We start from the raw sequence: 16,516 nt of genomic DNA on the forward strand, positions 1-16,516 counted from the left end.
GGTCAGACGCCCGCGTAGGAGTGCTTGCCGCTGACGAAGATGTTGACGCCGTAGTAGTTGAACAGCCAGCAGCCGAAGGCGATCAGCGCCAGGTAGGCGGCCTTGCGGCCCTTCCAGCCGGCCGTGGCCCGGGCGTGCAGGTAACCGGCGTAGGCGACCCAGGTGATGAAGGACCAGGTCTCCTTCGGGTCCCAGTTCCAGTACCGGCCCCAGGCGTCGCCCGCCCAGATCGCGCCCGCGATGATCGTGAACGTCCACAGCGGGAAGACGGCCGCGTTGACCCGGTAGGCGAACTTGTCCAGGGACGCGGAGGCGGGCAGCCGCTCCAGCACCGAGGAGGCGAACTTGCCGGGCGTGCCGCCGAGCTGGAGCTTGTTCTCGTACGAGTCCTTGAACAGGTACAGGATCGTGGCGACCGCGCCGACGTAGAACACGGCACCGCAGAAGATGGCGGTGGAGACGTGGATGTACAGCCAGTACGAGTGCAGGGCCGGCACGAGCTGGTCGCTGGCCGTGTACAGCACGGTGACCGCGAGGCCCAGGTCCAGCAGGACCGTCGTGACGAGGAACAGGCCGAGCCAGCGCACGTTCTTCTTCAGGGCCAGCAGCGTGAGGTACACCCCGACGGCGACCGTGGAGAAGGTGATGTTGAACTCGTACATGTTGCCCCACGGGGCCCGCTCCACGGAGGCCGCGCGGGCGACGACGCCGCCCAGCTCCACCAGGAACGCGAGCACGGTGAGGGAGATGGCGATCCGGCCGTAGAGGTCGCCCTGCTCGTCGCCGCCGTGCGCACCGGGCCCGTCCGGCACGTCCCGCGCGCCGGACGCCGAGCGGACGACGACCTTCGGCCGCTCCAGCACGGCGGTGCCGCCGGCCCGCTTGACGGTGACGGCCGGCGCGCCCGCCTTCCGTTCGCTGTCGGCGGTGAGCGCGGCGGCCGTACGGCCGACCTTGCTGCGGCTGCCGAACAGCCACTCGGCGATGTAGGCGAAGAAGGCCAGGGTGTAGACCGCCATCGACGAGTAGATCAGCGTGTTGCTGATGCTCGCGAGGTGTTCGTTGGTCGCGGCGGCGAGATCGGTTGCGGCGGCGAGAGTCACTTCTCAGCCCCTTCGGCAGGTACGGCTTGGGGGTCGGGGGTTGCTGCGGAGTCGTCGTCGGGGTCGGGTGCCCCCGGCGCCTGGTCGTAGAGGATTCCGGCGAGGTCGCCCAGCTCCTCGGGCACCTTCGCGGACTCGCTGCGGCCGAGCCCGGCCATCTCGACCAGCGTGACGCCGTCGGCACCGCGCACCGCGCGCACCCAGACCCGGCGGCGCTGGATGAACAGGGACGCGGCCAGGCCGAAGATCGCGGCGAGGGCACCGGTGAGCGCCCAGCCGCCGCCCGGCTCCTGGACGATCTCGAAGCCGGCCCACTCCTTGACGTCCTTCTCGAAGGTGATGGAGCCGGCGCCGTTGGGCAGCGTCATGGTTTCGCCGGGCTTGAGGTTGTCCCTCAGCTGCGCGCCCTTGGCGTCCTTGTAGTCCTTCATGTGGGTCTTGTCGAGCTGGTACACGCTCTGCGGCAGGCCCGAGTCGACGCCCAGGTCGCCGTGGTACGGCTCCAGGTTCAGCACCGGGTTCAGCAACGCGGGGAAGGCCGAGGCGATCTCCATGCCGGCCCCGCCGTAGGTCGGCAGGAAGAAGGCCTTGATGCCGAGCTGCTCCTTCTTGCCCTTGGCGTCGCGATAGCCGTCCATGACCTTGACGACACCCTGGGAGGTGACGTTGCCGTCGAGCGGCAGCAGCGGCACGGCGTCGCGGTAGACCACGTTGCCCTTGCCGTCCCGCACGGTGATCACGGGCGCGTAGCCATGGCTGACCAGGTAGACCTTGGAGTCGTCGATCTTCAGCGGCTCGTTGACCTTGATGGTGGTCGTGGTCTCCTTGCCGTAGGCGCCCTTGCTGTAGCGGATCTTCGCCTGGAAGGTGCGCGCGGTGCCCCTGTTCGGGCCGGTCAGCTCGTAGGTCCCCTTGAAGTCCTTCAGGGTGAAGCTGAACGGGACCAGGTCGTCGGGCTCGAACAGACTGCCGGACTTGAAGTCGTCGTACATCGGCAGCGCGTTGGAGAAGCCGTCGCCCTCCACCATCAGCTTGGTGCCGTCGGACTTGTACAACTGGCCCGAGGCGAAGGCGACCAGCAGCACGATCAGGGCGATGTGGAAGACCAGGTTGCCCAGCTCGCGCAGGTAGCCCTTCTCGGCGGCCACGGCGTCACCGACGACGTGGGCGCGGAAGCGGCGCTTCCTCAGCAGCGCGAGCGCGGCCTCGCGGACCCGCTCCGGGTCCGCGGTGGTGCGCCAGGCGGTGTGGGCGGGCAGCCGGTCCAGCCGCTTGGGCGCGCCCGGCGGACGGCCGCGCAACTGGCCGACGAACTGCCAGGTACGGGGGACGATGCAGCCGATGAGGGAGACGAACAGCAGGATGTAGATCGCGGAGAACCACACCGAGCTGTAGACGTGGAACAGGCCGAGCTTGTCGTAGACCGGCGCCAGCGTCTTGTGGGCGGCGCGGAAGTCCTCGACCTTGCTCGCGTCGGCGCCGGTCTGCGGGATCAGCGAGCCGGGGATCGCGCCGAGCGAGAGCAGCAGGAGCAGCAGCAGCGCGACCCGCATGGAGGTCAGCTGCCGCCAGAACCAGCGCGCCCAGCCGATGACACCGAGGCCGGGCAGGCTCGTCTGCTCCTCCTGCGGCGCGGTGGACAGCTGGGAGCCGGCCGCGCCCAGCTCCTCCCGGTCCCGGCTCGTGTCGGTGTCGGTCTTGCTCATCGGTCAGATCCCCACATTGAAGCCGCCGGACCAGGTCTGCATCTGCTGCACCAGACTGTTCCAGGCACCGGTCAGCAGCAGCACACCGGTCAGGATCATCATCGAGCCGCCGATGCGCGTCACCCACACATAGTGGCGCTTGACCCAGGCGAAGGCGCCGAGGGCCTTGCGGAAGCCGATCGCGGTGAGCACGAACGGCACGCCGAGGCCGAGGCAGTAGACGACCATCAGCAGCGAGCCGCGCGCCGCGCTCGACTCCTGGAAGGAGAGGGAGCTCACCGAGGAGAGCGTCGGGCCCATGCAGGGCGTCCAGCCGACGCCGAAGAGGGCGCCGAGCAGGGGCGCCCCCAGCAGGCCGCCCGTCGGCCGCTTGTGGAAGCGGAACTCGCGCATGGTGAACCAGGGCAGGAGCCCCATGAAGAAGACGCCCATGGCGATCATGAGCACGCCGAGCACCTTGGACAGGGTGCCCTGGTAGTCGATCAGGTTGGAGCCGAAGTAGCCGAAGAGCGCACCGCCCGAGACGAACACGGCGCTGAAGCCGAGCACGAACAGGGAGGCGCCGGCCACCATCCGCCCCCGTCTGGCCCCGGCCAGGTCGGTGCCCGCGACGCCGGTCACATAGGAGAGGTAACCGGGGACCAGCGGCAGCACACAGGGCGAGAAGAAGGAGACGAGCCCGGCGAGCAGGGCGATCGGCAGCGCGACCAGCAGGGCGCCGTGCAGGACGGTCTCGTTCTGGCCCGTCTCCCCGGCCAGCGTCAGCAGTGCGCTCACGTCACTTCTCCGCGAGGACCGGCTTGAGCATCTTCAGCAGGCCCGTGTCGTCGAGCGCCTCCAGGGCCCGCGCGGCGACCTTGCCGTGCCGGTCGATGACGAGCGTGGAGGGGATGATCTGCGGGTTGAGGGTGCCCTTCTTGAAGCGGAGCATCAGCTTGCCCGTGGGGTCGTACAGGCTCGGGTACGCGACGCCGTGCTCCTTCTCGAAGTTCACGGCCGGGGTGGTGCTGGTGTCCCGGGTGTTGATGCCGACGAACTGGACGCCCTTGTCCTGGTACTCCTTGGAGACCTTGGCGAAGTACTGCGCCTCCTCGCGGCACGGTCCGCACCACGAGCCCCAGACGTTGACGACGACGACCTTGCCCTTGTAGTCGGCGACGTCCAGGGTCTTGCCGTCGATGGTCCTGCCCGACAGGTCCGGGGCCGTGGCGCGCTTGCCGGCGGGCACGGTGTCGATGCCGTTGTTGCCGGTGACGAAGTGGGTGTCGCCACCGCCTCCGGAGGTGCCGCCCTTACCGCACGCGGACAGGGACAGGGCCGCGACGGCGGCCACGGCGCTGAGCAGGACGGCGCGGCTACGGGTACTCATGTGAAAAGTTTCGCATGCCTGTTCCGGGGATCTCGCGCACCCCCCTGCCGGGCGGAAAACCGCATTTCAGGGCGTATTTACACGGGACATTTCAGACACAGGGTCCGAGTCGGCGCCGACTCAGGCGGCGTCGGAGGAGGCGGACCCGCCGCCCCGCAGGAACTCCTTCCAGCCGCCCGCCGGCTGCTGCCCGACCCCGAGCGTGCGCAGCTTGGCGAGCACCTCGGGCTTCTGCACGTCCATCCAGTCCACGAACTGCCGGAAGGAGACCAGCCGCACGTCGGCGCCCTTCTCCTTCTCGCGCGCGATGTGCTTGAAGGCCTCCTCGACGGAGTCCATGTAGATGCCGCCGTTCCACTGCTCGAAGTGGTTGCCGACGAAGAACGGTGCCCGGTTTGTCTCGTATGCCCGCTGGAATCCCTGGATGTACGCCTGCGCGGACTGCTTGCGCCAGCCGGGGTAGTTGTAGGCGGGCGCCTTGGTGGAGTTCAGGGACTGGTTGGCGAGCATGTTGTAGTCCATGGACAGGACCTCGAAGGAACGTCCGGGGAAAGGTATCTGCTGCAACGGCAGGTCCCAGATCCCCAGCTTCTTCTCCGGCCACACCTGACGGCCGCCCGGCGAGGAGGCGTCGTAGCGCCAGCCCAGCTTCCGGGCGGTGGGCAGCAGGTTGTTCTGGCCGAGCAGGCAGGGCGTACGGCCGCCGACCAGCTCCTTGTCGTAGTCGAACGGCAGCGCGGGCAGGTCGGTCCAGCCGGTGTTGGTCCGCCACTCCTTCACGAACGCCTTGGCCTGCCGGATCTCGCTCTCCCACTGCTGCGGGGTCCAGTTGCCGACCGTGCCCGTACCGGCGCAGAAGTGCCCGTTGAAGTGGGTGCCGATCTCGTGCCCCTCCAGCCAGGCCCGGCGCACGTTCGTCAGCGTGGCCTTGATGTGCTCGTCGGTGAGGTAGCCGATGTCGGAGGCGCCGCGCGGGTTGTTCGGCGGCTCGTACAGCCGCTTCTTCGACTCGGGCAGCAGGTACAGCCCCGAGAGGAAGAAGGTCATGGACGCGCCGTGCTCCTTGGCCAGGTCCAGGAAGCGCGGGAAGAGCCCGTTGCCGACCTCGCCGGCGCCGTCCCAGGAGAAGATCACGAACTGCGGCGGGGTCTGTCCCGGCTCCAGCGGCTCGGGCTTGGCCGGCTGGTGCGGCTGCTTGCCGGTGAAGGAGGTGGAGCCGTCGCCGATGGGCCGCGCCGGGTGCGCGGTGCTCCCCTTGCCGTCTCCCTGCCCGGGCTTGGCCTGGCCGGAACCGTTCGGGTGGCCGCCGCCGTCCGACGACGTGAGGCTCCCGCAGCCGGCGAGCGAGGCGGCGGCCGCCGCCCCCGCGCCGAGGCCGAGCATTCCCCGCCGGGAGAAGGTCCGGGAGAAGGTGGGCATGGAAATCCCCGATTCGTCGCTGCCTGCTGGTCACCCAGTCAGAGGGCGGGACGATCGGGGAGGTTCCGCAGATTCTTGTGTTTTTCGTAACAGGGGCCGTAAAAGTGCGCTAAGCGATATCAAACGGACCGTCAGTGACGAGTGACACCGGTCAGGCGCCGAAGGCCTTCCCCTGCGCGGTGCCCTTCCCCTTCTGGGGCTTGGCGCCGGCGCGCAGATGGACCGGGACCAGATCGATGGCGGGCTCGCTGTAGCCCACGGACACGATCTTGTCACCCAGGTATGTGAAAGTCGTCAGGGAGGCGAGCGTGCACTGCCGCTTGCGCGGGTCGTGCCACAGTCGCCGCCGCTCGACGTACGAACGCACGATCCAGATCGGCAGCTGATGGCTGACCAGCACCGCCTCGTGCCCGCGCGCCCGGTCCTTGGCCGCGTTCAACGCGCCCATCATCCGCACGACCTGGTCCACGTACGGCTCGCCCCAGGACGGCCGGAACGGGTTGACGAGGTGCTTCCAGTTGTCCGGATTGCGCAGCGCGCCGTCACCGACGCCGAACGTCTTGCCCTGGAAGACGTTCTCGGCCTCGATCAGCCGCTCGTCGGTGTCGAGATCCAGCCCGTGCGCCTTGGCGATCGGCGCGGCGGTCTCCTGCGCACGCTCCAGCGGGGAGGCGCAGACATAGGTGACGTCCCGCGGGGCGAGGTGCTCGGCGACCCGCTCGGCCATCTGCCGGCCCAGCTCGGACAGGTGGTAGCCGGGCAGCCGCCCGTACAGGACCCCGTCCGGGTTCGCGACCTCGCCGTGCCGCATGACGTGGACGACGGTGACGTCCTTGGTGCTGTCGCTCATTCTGCCGTGGCCTCCGCAGCCGCCCGGGCCGCCGCCGGAAGGGCGTCGGCGATCTTCTGAAGGGCCCGCTCGTCGTGGGCCGTGGACACGAACCAGGACTCGAAGGACGACGGCGGCAGGTAGACGCCGTTCGCCAGCATCGAGTGGAAGAACGCGGTGAAACGGTACGACTGCTGCCGCTTGGCGTCCTCGTAGTCGCGCACCTGCCGGTCCGTGAAGAACACGGAGAACATGTTGGAGGCGGTCTGCACCCGGTGCGCGACGCCCTCCTTCGACAGCGCCTCGCTGACGAGCGTCCGGATCTGCTCGGAGACGGCGTCGACCTTGGCGTAGGCGGCGTCGTCGAGCAGCCGCAGCTGGGCGAGACCGGCGGCGGTGGCGACGGGGTTGCCGGAGAGGGTGCCGGCCTGGTACACGGGCCCGGCGGGCGCGAGGTGCGCCATCACATCGGCACGCCCGCCGAACGCGGCGGCCGGGAAGCCACCGCCCATGACCTTGCCGAAGGTCATCAGGTCGGGCGCGACACCCTCGACGCCGTACCAGCCGGCGCGGCTGGTACGGAAGCCGGTCATCACCTCGTCCGAGATGAAGAGGGCGCCGTTCCTCCGGCAGGAGTCCTTGAGGGCCTGGTTGAAGCCGGGGTCCGGCGGCACGACGCCCATGTTGCCCGGCGAGGCCTCGGTGATCACACAGGCGATCTCCCCGGGGTGCCGGTGGAAGGCCTCCTGCACGGCCTCCAGGTCGTTGTACGGCAGCACGATCGTGTCGCCGGCCTGGGCACCGGTGACACCGGGCGTGTCGGGCAGCGCGAAGGTGGCGACCCCGCTGCCGGCCGCGGCGAGCAGCGAGTCGACGTGCCCGTGGTAGCACCCGGCGAACTTGATCACCTTGGACCGCCGGGTGAACCCGCGGGCCAGCCGGATGGCGGACATGGTCGCCTCGGTGCCGCTGCTGACCAGCCGCACCTGCTCGACGGGAGCCACCCGGGCGACGATCTCCTCGGCGAGCGCGACCTCGCCCTCGCCGGGCGTGCCGAAGGACGTGCCGCGGGCCACGGCCTCCTGGACGGCGGCGATGACCTCGGGGTGCGCGTGCCCGAGGATCATGGGCCCCCAGGAGCACACGAGGTCGACGTACTCGCGCCCGTCGGCGTCGGTCAGGTAGGCCCCCTTGCCCGACACCATGAACCGCGGCGTGCCGCCGACGGCGCGGAAGGCGCGCACCGGGGAGTTGACGCCGCCCGGGGTGACGACGGAGGCACGGTCGAAGAGCGCCTGTGAGACGGGCGCGTCGTAGGGATAGGGCGTTTCGCTCATGGCACTCATGACGTGCGACTACTCCGGCTTCTCGGACTCCGGTTGCGGGGTGACCTCCTCAGGGTAGGCCGAAGCCGCCGCGGAGCCCCGGCCGGACCGGGGTCGGTGTCGTGGCGGGGGGCGGGCGGGGGCGGTCGGGGGTGGGTCGGATGCGGTCGGTGGGGGCGGTCGGGGGCGGGGTCGGACCCGGTCGGTGGGGCGGCGGGGGGGCGGTCGAGGTGGCGGTCCGGCGCGGTCGAGGGCGGGGTGGGGGGCGGTCGAGGTGGCGGCCGAACGCGGGGGGTTGGTCGATCAGACGCGACAGACGGTTGATCACGCGAGGGGGGGTGGTTGATCACGCAAGGCGGGTGGCCGATCACGCCCGGCGGCCGGTTGATCAGGTGCGGCGGGTGGTTGGTTCAGGCCCGGCGGGTGGTTGGTTCAGGCGCGGCGAGTCCCAAGATCACAGCGGGGCCATCCCTCATCTGCGAGACTGAGACCTGATACACAAAGCCCATACGCACGTACTCATCAGGGGCCGGAGATCAGGACCGGGAATCCCCCCGCGTGGACTGTTGTTCCACCGCACGTTTCGGCGGGCGGCCGTGGGGGAGGTCACTGACACGATGATCGGGTTGCGCGGCGGGGGCCACGCGTCCTAGAAAAGCAGTCGGGTGGAGATATGCATCGCGGTGGCGGACTGGGCGAGGGGACTGATGACCTGGGTCCTCGACGCGCCCGGCGGGGAAGGCACCGGCGCGACGCGGAGGAAACGACCGAGACACGTCAGACCGACGCACGACAGGCACAGGGTGTACCGAGTGAGCCCGAGCGGTACGACCAGCAGATCGACCGGGATCTCGACCGCCGGCTCGACCAGCGGGCCGACCGCCTCCGGGCGGGGAGCAGGAATGGTGGTCGGGTGGGGGTGACGTACAAATACTTCGGCGCGCCGGACGGCGCGACCGCGGCTCGCGTCCCCATCTCGATGCGTCCCGAGGAACTCGGCGGCGACGAGCTGGGCATGAACGGCATGTTCACCAAGATCAAGCCGGAGACCATGGCCGCGATGGTGCTGACCGGCATCGAGGGCGTCCCCCTGCACAAGGTGCCACCCCTGGAACTGGTCGTCCTGCACCCCGACTACGCGGTCGTCAAACTCCCCATGACGGTCGTCGACCCCCTCCGCGGCATCGGCGAGGAAGCGGTCGGCGCGGCGGCCTTCATCTGGTCGACGGTCCCCGACCGGGGCGGACCGCGGGACGCGTTCAACGTGTACCAGTTGCTGCACGAGTGGCAGGACTTCAGCCACCGGCTGCATGAGGCGGGGCATCAGCCGTACTGCCTCGTGTGGCCCTGATCGGCTCTGAGCTGGGGTTTCTTGCGGGGTGGGCGGGGTCTTCGGGCCTCGCCCTTTTTGGTGGCGGAGGGGGCCGTCAGGCGGCCAGGGCACATTGAGGGCACATGGGTTGCGATCAGGGCACTGGCGTACGCCCGCGCCCTCTCGGTAGCCGGTGCTCTGCCCGTCCCGGTACTGCGCGTGGGTCGATGGGATGCCGGTGACGCGTTGTGCATTCAACATTGCCCATCGTCAGACGCATGCGCCAGAATCGTCGGGCATTTGACAAAACCTCGTGCCACAGACGATCCCGCAGGCTTCCGCGAACTGCTTGGGTGCCCGCTTGACAGGCGGCGTTGGGGGCGAGTGAGTTCCGTTGCGGGAAGGACACTGCTGTGGAGAGCGCCGCTGGAAGCGCGAAGCCAGGAGCCTTACGCGCTCATGCTGAGGCCGCCGTACCTCTTCTGACCGATGACCGCGTCCCTTACCTCGCCCGGCTCCCGGTGGCGGCCTCGGCGGCGTTGATCAGCGCCGGATCCGAGCTGCGTTATCCGGCTCGTACCGTCCTGCTCATGAAGGGCGAGCCGTCCTCCCACGTCCTGCTCGTCCTGGAAGGTTGGCTGAAGGTGACCGACGGTGCCCCCGGCGGGCACGAAGCGCTGCTGGCTCTGCGCGGGCCAGGGGACATCATTGGTGAAAGCGCCGCACTCGAGGACACGACACGGTCCGCTTCGGTGACCACGCTGGAGCCGGTAAGGGCGGTGGTCATCTCGTCGGACCGCTTCAAGGCGTTCCTTGACGCGCACCCGATCGCGGCGCGTCAGCTCATGGCCGTGCTCACAGACCGGATGCGTGCCGGGGATCGCAAGCGGCTGGAGCTCGCGGCCTGCAGTGTCAAGGAGAGACTGGCGCGCCTGCTGCTGGAGCTGGCTCAGTACCACGGTGCGCCAGTACCGGAGGGCGTTCTCGTCAGGGTGCCACTCACCCAGCAGGAACTCGCCGGGGCCGTGGGGGCGTCCCGTGAGTCGGTTACCCGGCTTCTTGGCGAACTACGGGAGCGCGGCTATGTCACCACACACCGTCAAGCCCTGGTGGTGGTCAGGCCGGAGATGTTGCGGCGGATCGGCGGCTCTGCGTAATCCGTCACATCAACCGTGCGGCAACGATCCTCGCGGCGCACGACGTGCTGGTTGACCCTGGGCATGGAGTGGTCCTGACCGACCAGGTTGGTCGGCCCGGCAGTCGATTGCCCCTCCCGCACTTCGCTTCGGCCTGACGCGCCGGTCGCGCGCTTCTGAGGAGAGACACATGGCGGAACCCAGCAACAAGACGATCCTGCTCATGGACATGGAGGGATCGGGGCGGCGTCGCGACAGCGAACAAGCCGTCATTCACCGCATGTTGTACAGAGTCCTCCATGAGACGCTGTCGACTGCCGCCATCGAGCCGACCGAGTATCGCAGCGAGGACCGCGGCGACGGCGTATTCGTCCTTATCGATCCGGCCGTGCCGAAGCCCGCGCTGCTCAGGGCCTTGCTGACGGCGACACCTGAGCAACTCGTCAGCACCAATCGGCTGGCCGCCGAGGGTGCTCGGATCAGGCTGCGGATCGTCGTCCATACCGGCGAAGTGGCACTGGACGAGTTCGGTGCAGTCGGCGCGGATCTCGTCCATGCTTTCCGGCTCCTGGACGCACCGGCACTACGAGAGGAGCTTGCCGCGACGTCGGAGCCGAGTGTCCTTTGCGTGTCCAACGCCGTGTATCAGGGCGTGGTGCGTCACGCGCATCCGGGTGTACGGCCCGAGCACTTCCATCCACTGACCGTCGACAGCAAAGAAGGTGCCACGCTGACGGGCTGGTACCACGACAGCTCGCGACAGCACACCGACACCGCCGGATCGGAGCGGCCCACCGCGGAGTCGACCGCATCGTCCATCCCCGCCCAGGCGGCCGTACCGGTACCCAGGTCCGAGCACTCAGCCGGCGCGGCTCTGGCTCCGGCGCTGCACACGCGCACGGGCAATTTCTTCTTCGGGACCGCGAGCATCGCCGGGGACGCCATTGCGGGTGACAAGCACGTTGGTACCAGCTCCACCGAGTCGACTCGGCAGCGGGACGTGGAAGGAACCGGAGAGTGAACCAGCACGTGGACGCCTCCTTAGACCTAGAGGACGCCGGCGCCGGACCCGAGGCAGAGAAGGATCCCGGGCGGGCCGCCGACACCGGGGACGTGGTGCCACCGACACCGGATGAAGACCCCGCCCCGGAGGCATGGGAGGCCATCGAGCAGCTCTTTGCTCTCGCCCCGCACCTGCGGTCAGGGCGGGCCAATGTCATGGGGGACACCCAGGTATCCGGCGATGTCGTCGCAGGCGACAAGCGCGTCGATGTACACCTGCACGAAAGACGCCTGCCCCGGTTGCACACTGTCGGCCCTCTGCCGACAGCGGAACTCGACCACTTGGCCGAAACGTTCGCACCGAATCGGCGGTACGACGAGTTGTGCGCGCAACTCAGCGCCCGACGCGTCCTCGTTCTACGCGGACGGCCCGGCACCGGTCGCAGGACCGCGGCCCTGCGCATGCTCATGCAGGTCGGTCCGAAAGCCGGCGAAGTGATTGCGCTGGACCCAGGCACGGAGTCGGCCGATTTCGCCAACCACGTCCAGCCCGGCGGGGCCCATGTGGTGGTGGACCCGATCACCAGCCAGGACAGTCCGTTGCGGGACATCCATCTCAACGCCATCCGCCGACGTCTCGGGGACGACGGTCTCTTTGTCGTCGTCGCAGCGCACGGCACCGTCATGGAGGAAGTGACAACGCACGATTGGCAACCGCTTCCCGCCGCCGACATCACACGGGCTCACTTGGTGCACGCGATCCAGGGCTCAGCGGCAGACGGACCGGCCGGTGATGCCGCGGCGGCCGACAGGGTGCGGCGTTTGCTTGAACTGGAGACGACCGTACGGTATTTGAGCTCCGGCCCGTCACCCGCGGAGGCCGCCGACTTCGCTCGGCTTCTCGTGGAGTACGCAGCGGGACGCTGCGACGATGAGGAGCTTTCCGGGTACGGCCGTAGATCGGCCGAGGAGATCGCCAGCAGGTGGTTCAGTGAAGACCAGCAGTCGGGCGGAGCCCCGCTGCGCGACAAGGCGTTTCTGATCTCGCTCGCCGTATTCGACGGATTGCCATATCCGTTGGTGGCCGAATTCGGAGACCTCCTCTACATGCGGCTTCGCACCGTCGAGGAACCCGATCGCACCGCCGGATATCCCGTCTTCGGTTCATCCCCGGAAGACCGATTGAGGTTGGCCAGGGCCCAGGAACACGACGAAGAGACCGACACCGCATGGGGACGCTTGCCCGAACGGGTCGTCGCTTTCCAGAACGACTCCCTTTGGAGCATCGCCCTGCGCCATGTCTGGACCAGCCATCCAGCTGTCAGAAAGCCCCTGTTGGCCTGGCTCGACACCCTCGTGACGGACCGCCGGACCTTCGTACGGCTCCGAGCCGCGGTGGCCTCGGGAGTACTGGCGGCCGCGGACTTCGGTTACGCCTTCGACAGCTTCCTCAATCAGTGGGGTTCTTCGCCGAGGCCGATGCAGCGGCAGCTCGCCGCATGGGCGCTGTACACCGCCGCCGAACATGGCATGGACACAGCCGTCAGACGCTTACTCTCCGACTGGAGCAGCCGACATCACCTGGCACGGAGGTGGACGGTCGCTCGCTCATACGCTCTGCTGGGCGGGGCCACGGCCCCGAGTGCGCTCCGGGACATCGGGCGGATGGCCGCGACCGAACCGCCACCGGACAGCGCGCTCCAGTCAGCGCTTGAGCAGGCACTGGAGGCGCTGCTTCAGGGGCCCGCAGCCGTCACCGTTCTGGAGCGACTCGTGCAGTGGCACGCAAGCCGTGGTCCCCTGCGCGAACTGGCAGTAGCAGGATTTCTGCGGGGTGCGCGCAGGCGCTACCGGGCCGTGAGCAACGAGGCGACGACCTGGCCGAGCCTTCTGTGGCTGGCGGAACACGACGCCCACGCCCGACGGTACGCCGTCGTGATGTGGCGGGCGTTGCTGGGCAGTCGCTCCAGCCGCGACGCGGCACGTGACGAACTGGTTCGCTGGGTCCGGGTCGCAGAGCGTGCGTCCGCGAAAGCGGCACGGTACCGAGCTTTTACGACCGAGGCGCCATTCGAGCAGACGGACCGGTACGACACGGTGTCGGACGTAGAGGAGGCGCTGGGCAGACTGCTCCCTCTGCTGGTCGAAAACCAGAACGACTGGGACCGGTTGGACTTACTTCTCCGCCGGGTCAAAACCCCGGACGGAGGCCAGAGCCCCACGGCCGCCCGGCTCAGGACCGCCCTCGCCAAAGGCCCCGCGGCACTGCCCCGTCCCCTGTGACGGCAGACCCGTCATCCCCGATTCTGGCCGCCGCCGACACTCAGCCAGCCTCACGCGACTCACCGCCTCGTATGCAATGCCCCGAAAATAGGAGAACTCATGGAACTGGTCAACGACCCTGTGCGCCAGATACGGAGCCTGGGCCGCTTCGAATACGTACGCCACCGGCCACCGACCTACGCGGAACGCGCACTCGTGTTCCTGACGTCCGGAGGACGACCGCAGACGTATCTCCCGCATCAGCAGCCCACCCGCGGAGAGCTGGTGACCAGCAACTTCCGCACACTGTACGAAGTGGACATGGGCATCCAACACATGTCGCTGGAGCACCGGCTGCCTAGCGACGGCGATGCCGCGTTCTTCTCCGCGGAGACCGATCTAACCTGGCGGGTCATCGACCCCGCCAAGGTGGTGGAACGGCAGATCCGCGACGTCCGTGCGCTGCTGGAGCCCCGTTTACTGACCCGGATGCGCCGGGAAAGCCGCCGGTACGCCATCGAGGAGAGCGCCGCTGCCGAGGTCGCAGTGATGGAGGCGCTGGCCACCACGCCTCTGGCGGCCGACGAAGGGCTGGACATCCAATGCGAAGTCAGGCTCAGCCTCGACGAGGAGGCGGTCGTCCAACTGTCCTCACTGCGCTCCCTCGACTACACCAAGCAGCGGACGCGGAGCGAGCACGAACTGACCAGGCTGCGCACCCACAACGAACACGAAGTCATGGAGGAGCGCAGCTCCTTCTACGCCCGGCTGCTGTCTCAGGGCGAGTTCGAGCGCTGGGGCGCGCACCTCGCGCAGAATCCGGCCGACATCCCGCTCGCAATCGAATCCATTCGTGACGACGAGCGCGAGGCCAGCGCCAACCAGATCCGCGTCATCGAGCGGGTCCTCGACTCCGGAGCAGTTGAGGATCACATGCTGGAAGATGCGTCGCGGGCGGCTCTGTCGGCTGTGAAGGAGCGGCTCAACGACGCCGGCCGGGGCCGGACACGCAAACACCCCCTCTACCGGGAACAGCTGGAGCGGGGAACCAGTGATCAGGATGAGCGACCGGACGCATCGGGAGAAGACCGGTGACCACGCCCGCGGACGTTGAACGGGCCCTCGTGCCCGCTCTCGTCGTCGGCATCGCCTGCTACGTGCTGCTCCGCTGGGCTGCGGTACCACTGTTGACGCACCTGGAGACCGGCATGGAGTACGCGATGAATGTCATCGTCGTCGGACTGCTGTTGCCCGAATACTGCTGGACCCGGGCGCAGCGCCGTGTCTCCGGCCAGGCCGCCCCCTTCGCCTACACCTACGGAGACGCGGTGTGCGCTGTCGCAAGCGCCGGACACCGCTGTGTGGGCACCGTGCTGTCGGCGCTGCGCGAGGCAGTAGGCCAGCTCGGTCACCGCGGCGCCCTGTGGGGCGGCCTGCTGGTGGCCGGTGCCCTCCTGTGGTCCGGCTTGCCGTGATGTGAAGGCCGCAGGGGATGTCTCCAACCTGAATCGATGTCAGGAGAATCGAAGATGATGGGTGTCACGAGCACAACGTCCTCCTCTCACGGGCCTGCCCCAAGGCTCAATTCCGATCCCGCAGGTGTGCATGCCGCGGAACGCTTGCTGGCCGAGGTGCGAACCGAAATCGGTCGTGCCGACACCAAGGCATCGGTTCTCATTGGCGCGCTGGGTGTGTGTGCCGGAGTCTTCCTGAGCACGTACTGGAGCAGGATGCCGGCCACAGGCTTCAGTCGAACCCTGGGCACGGCCAGTGCTCTGAGCTGGGTTCTTGCACTGGGCTTTCTACTGTTCGCGACAGCCCCTCGCTACCGGGCGAGCCAGTGGCGGGCCGGCAGTCCCCTGACGTATTTCCTCGACATCCGTCGGGCCGCGGATTCCGGAGTACTCGCTGATGCTCTGCGCACCACCGACGAGGAGCAGATGTCGGGCCTGGTGATCGCGCTCCGCAACACGAGCGACATCGTCGCGGCCAAACACCGGTGGATCAGGACAGGACTGGTCTGCTTCCTCCTCGGAATGGTTGCCCTTGGGGGGAGCGTGCTGGCAGCAGTCTGAGCGGCGAACAAGCCAATCGACGCAGGCCGTTTCACCCACCGCCCCGCTCTCGTCATGTGCCGGAAGAGGCTGTCAGGCGGCCAGTGCGCAACGCTGGCACGTTGGTTGCGGTGTAGGCACGGATGCTCCCTCGCCATCGGAAGTGCTACCTCGGTCTTCAGCGTTGGCCTCGGTGAAGGCGTCATCGATCGCCTTGCGGGTGCGGGTCTCGCTGGACGGCAGCAGGTGCGTGTATGTCCGCAGCGTGGAGCCCGGGTCCGAGTGGCCGAGGTACTCGGAGAGCGCCTTGATGCTCTCCCCCGCGTCCAGGAGGACGGAGGCGTAGGCGTGCCGGAGGGCGTGCATGCCGTCCTCGGGGGCCGCCTGGAGGTAGCGCGCGCCGCGCTCGCGGGGTGGGATCACTCCGGCGGCAGCCAGGGCGCGCTTCCAGTCACCCACGTTGAAGACGCTGCGGTTGTAGGCCCGTCCCTTCGCGTCGACGAAGAGGAGACGGAAGGTCTTCGGATCACCGTCTGGCTTGGCCCAGGGCAGGGTGACGGCAACGGGCGGGAACTCCTTCATGTGGGCCTTGAGGGTGGCAGCAAGCTGAGCCGGCAGGGGCACTGACCGGATCTTGTTGCGCTTGGGCAGGGCGAAGACAGGCTTCGTACCGACCAACCGCACCTGGCGGTTGACGTGGATCCATCCGCCAAACTTCCCCGATACGGCTGACCATTTGACTCTCTCGGGAAGCGTCCTCCCAGCCCCATCCACCACCTCAAAACCTGCTTCGCGGACCATTCGGGCCACGTCGCTCTGGTCCATCAGCCAGTGCTCTGGGTCCCGCGCCAGACCGTCCTCATACATACGGCGACAAACGCACCAGTTGCAGAGTTCAATACTTCGCGACTGGATCTCCTTGTACATAATCGCCCCCGGCCTGCCACAGGTCTGGCACCGGTATTTCCTCGGGGCCCCAGGAGATACAAACGTCCCCTC

Annotated in this window: 14 protein-coding genes and 1 pseudogene; 7 read left to right on the forward strand and 8 right to left on the reverse strand. The window is 68.3% G+C overall.

The genetic code is table 11. The features are described 5' to 3' along the window. Positions 1 to 2 precede the first annotated feature (2 nt). The 7 genes from ccsB to hemL all read right to left on the reverse strand — a co-directional run bounded on the left by ccsB (position 3) and on the right by hemL (position 7,763). Positions 3 to 1,103: a c-type cytochrome biogenesis protein CcsB gene (ccsB, locus tag AQJ11_RS12830; RefSeq protein WP_014674244.1), complete on the reverse strand. Its 1,101-nt coding sequence runs from the start codon at positions 1,101 to 1,103 to the stop codon at positions 3 to 5. Continuing rightward, on the reverse strand, positions 1,100 to 2,809 hold the full coding sequence (gene resB, locus AQJ11_RS12835; protein WP_059263060.1) for a cytochrome c biogenesis protein ResB: 1,710 nt from the start codon (positions 2,807 to 2,809) through the stop codon (positions 1,100 to 1,102). Before resB ends, ccsB begins: the two co-directional genes overlap by 4 nt. A 3-nt stretch (positions 2,810 to 2,812) precedes the next feature. After that, a complete protein-coding gene (locus AQJ11_RS12840; protein WP_058081478.1) occupies positions 2,813 to 3,586 on the reverse strand; it encodes a cytochrome c biogenesis CcdA family protein in 774 nt (257 codons plus the stop codon). A 1-nt stretch (position 3,587) separates the two neighbouring features. After that, positions 3,588 to 4,178, reverse strand: coding sequence for a TlpA family protein disulfide reductase (locus AQJ11_RS12845; RefSeq protein ID WP_175252234.1), 591 nt, complete (start codon positions 4,176 to 4,178; stop codon positions 3,588 to 3,590). A gap of 120 nt (positions 4,179 to 4,298) precedes the next feature. Continuing rightward, positions 4,299 to 5,597, reverse strand: coding sequence for a polysaccharide deacetylase family protein (locus tag AQJ11_RS12850; RefSeq protein ID WP_014674240.1), 1,299 nt, complete (start codon positions 5,595 to 5,597; stop codon positions 4,299 to 4,301). Positions 5,598 to 5,748: 151 nt separating this feature from the next. After that, a complete protein-coding gene (locus tag AQJ11_RS12855; protein ID WP_014674239.1) occupies positions 5,749 to 6,447 on the reverse strand; it encodes a histidine phosphatase family protein in 699 nt (232 codons plus the stop codon). Next, on the reverse strand, positions 6,444 to 7,763 hold the full coding sequence (hemL, locus tag AQJ11_RS12860) for a glutamate-1-semialdehyde 2,1-aminomutase (RefSeq protein WP_014674238.1): 1,320 nt from the start codon (positions 7,761 to 7,763) through the stop codon (positions 6,444 to 6,446). Before hemL ends, AQJ11_RS12855 begins: the two co-directional genes overlap by 4 nt. A 901-nt stretch (positions 7,764 to 8,664) precedes the next feature. Between hemL and AQJ11_RS12865 the strand changes: the two genes are divergently transcribed. From AQJ11_RS12865 to AQJ11_RS12895, 7 genes are all read left to right on the forward strand, one after another. Continuing rightward, positions 8,665 to 9,102: a hypothetical protein gene (locus AQJ11_RS12865; RefSeq protein WP_003974483.1), complete on the forward strand. Its 438-nt coding sequence runs from the start codon at positions 8,665 to 8,667 to the stop codon at positions 9,100 to 9,102. A gap of 482 nt (positions 9,103 to 9,584) precedes the next feature. Next, complete coding sequence (locus AQJ11_RS12870; protein WP_341846279.1) at positions 9,585 to 10,220, forward strand: Crp/Fnr family transcriptional regulator; 636 nt, start codon at positions 9,585 to 9,587, stop codon at positions 10,218 to 10,220. Positions 10,221 to 10,389: 169 nt separating this feature from the next. Next, positions 10,390 to 11,220 (forward strand): nucleotidyl cyclase domain-containing protein, encoded by an 831-nt coding sequence (locus AQJ11_RS12875; protein ID WP_059263061.1) that lies wholly within the window; start codon positions 10,390 to 10,392, stop codon positions 11,218 to 11,220. After that, positions 11,217 to 13,484 (forward strand): hypothetical protein, encoded by a 2,268-nt coding sequence (locus AQJ11_RS12880; protein WP_059263062.1) that lies wholly within the window; start codon positions 11,217 to 11,219, stop codon positions 13,482 to 13,484. Before AQJ11_RS12875 ends, AQJ11_RS12880 begins: the two co-directional genes overlap by 4 nt. Positions 13,485 to 13,583: 99 nt before the next feature. Beyond that, the gene (locus AQJ11_RS12885; protein WP_059263063.1) at positions 13,584 to 14,558 is read left to right on the forward strand and encodes an SPFH domain-containing protein; all 975 of its coding nucleotides are present in this window, start codon (positions 13,584 to 13,586) and stop codon (positions 14,556 to 14,558) included. Then, positions 14,555 to 14,938 carry a hypothetical protein gene (locus AQJ11_RS12890; protein WP_059263064.1) on the forward strand — a complete coding sequence of 128 codons (384 nt, stop codon included), beginning with the start codon at positions 14,555 to 14,557 and terminating at the stop codon, positions 14,936 to 14,938. Before AQJ11_RS12885 ends, AQJ11_RS12890 begins: the two co-directional genes overlap by 4 nt. Positions 14,939 to 14,974: 36 nt before the next feature. Next, the gene (locus tag AQJ11_RS12895; RefSeq protein WP_244218200.1) at positions 14,975 to 15,538 is read left to right on the forward strand and encodes a Pycsar system effector family protein; all 564 of its coding nucleotides are present in this window, start codon (positions 14,975 to 14,977) and stop codon (positions 15,536 to 15,538) included. A gap of 72 nt (positions 15,539 to 15,610) precedes the next feature. Here the strand turns inward: AQJ11_RS12895 and AQJ11_RS12900 are convergent. After that, a pseudogene (locus AQJ11_RS12900) lies at positions 15,611 to 16,231 on the reverse strand (tyrosine-type recombinase/integrase); the annotation flags it as partial. Between the last annotated feature and the right edge of the window lie 285 nt (positions 16,232 to 16,516).

The sequence above is a fragment of the Streptomyces corchorusii genome, from assembly GCF_001514055.1.
GTDB lineage: Bacteria > Actinomycetota > Actinomycetes > Streptomycetales > Streptomycetaceae > Streptomyces > Streptomyces olivaceoviridis.

Coding starts and splice junctions, on each gene's coding strand:
- hemL (WP_014674238.1), bottom strand. CDS start 7,763: ATGAGCGAAACGCCCTATCCCTACGACGCGCCCGTCTCACAGGCGCTC.
- AQJ11_RS12850 (WP_014674240.1), bottom strand. CDS start 5,597: ATGCCCACCTTCTCCCGGACCTTCTCCCGGCGGGGAATGCTCGGCCTC.
- AQJ11_RS12845 (WP_175252234.1), bottom strand. CDS start 4,178: ATGAGTACCCGTAGCCGCGCCGTCCTGCTCAGCGCCGTGGCCGCCGTC.
- AQJ11_RS12875 (WP_059263061.1), top strand. CDS start 10,390: ATGGCGGAACCCAGCAACAAGACGATCCTGCTCATGGACATGGAGGGA.
- resB (WP_059263060.1), bottom strand. CDS start 2,809: ATGAGCAAGACCGACACCGACACGAGCCGGGACCGGGAGGAGCTGGGC.
- AQJ11_RS12855 (WP_014674239.1), bottom strand. CDS start 6,447: ATGAGCGACAGCACCAAGGACGTCACCGTCGTCCACGTCATGCGGCAC.
- AQJ11_RS12895 (WP_244218200.1), top strand. CDS start 14,975: ATGTCAGGAGAATCGAAGATGATGGGTGTCACGAGCACAACGTCCTCC.
- AQJ11_RS12885 (WP_059263063.1), top strand. CDS start 13,584: ATGGAACTGGTCAACGACCCTGTGCGCCAGATACGGAGCCTGGGCCGC.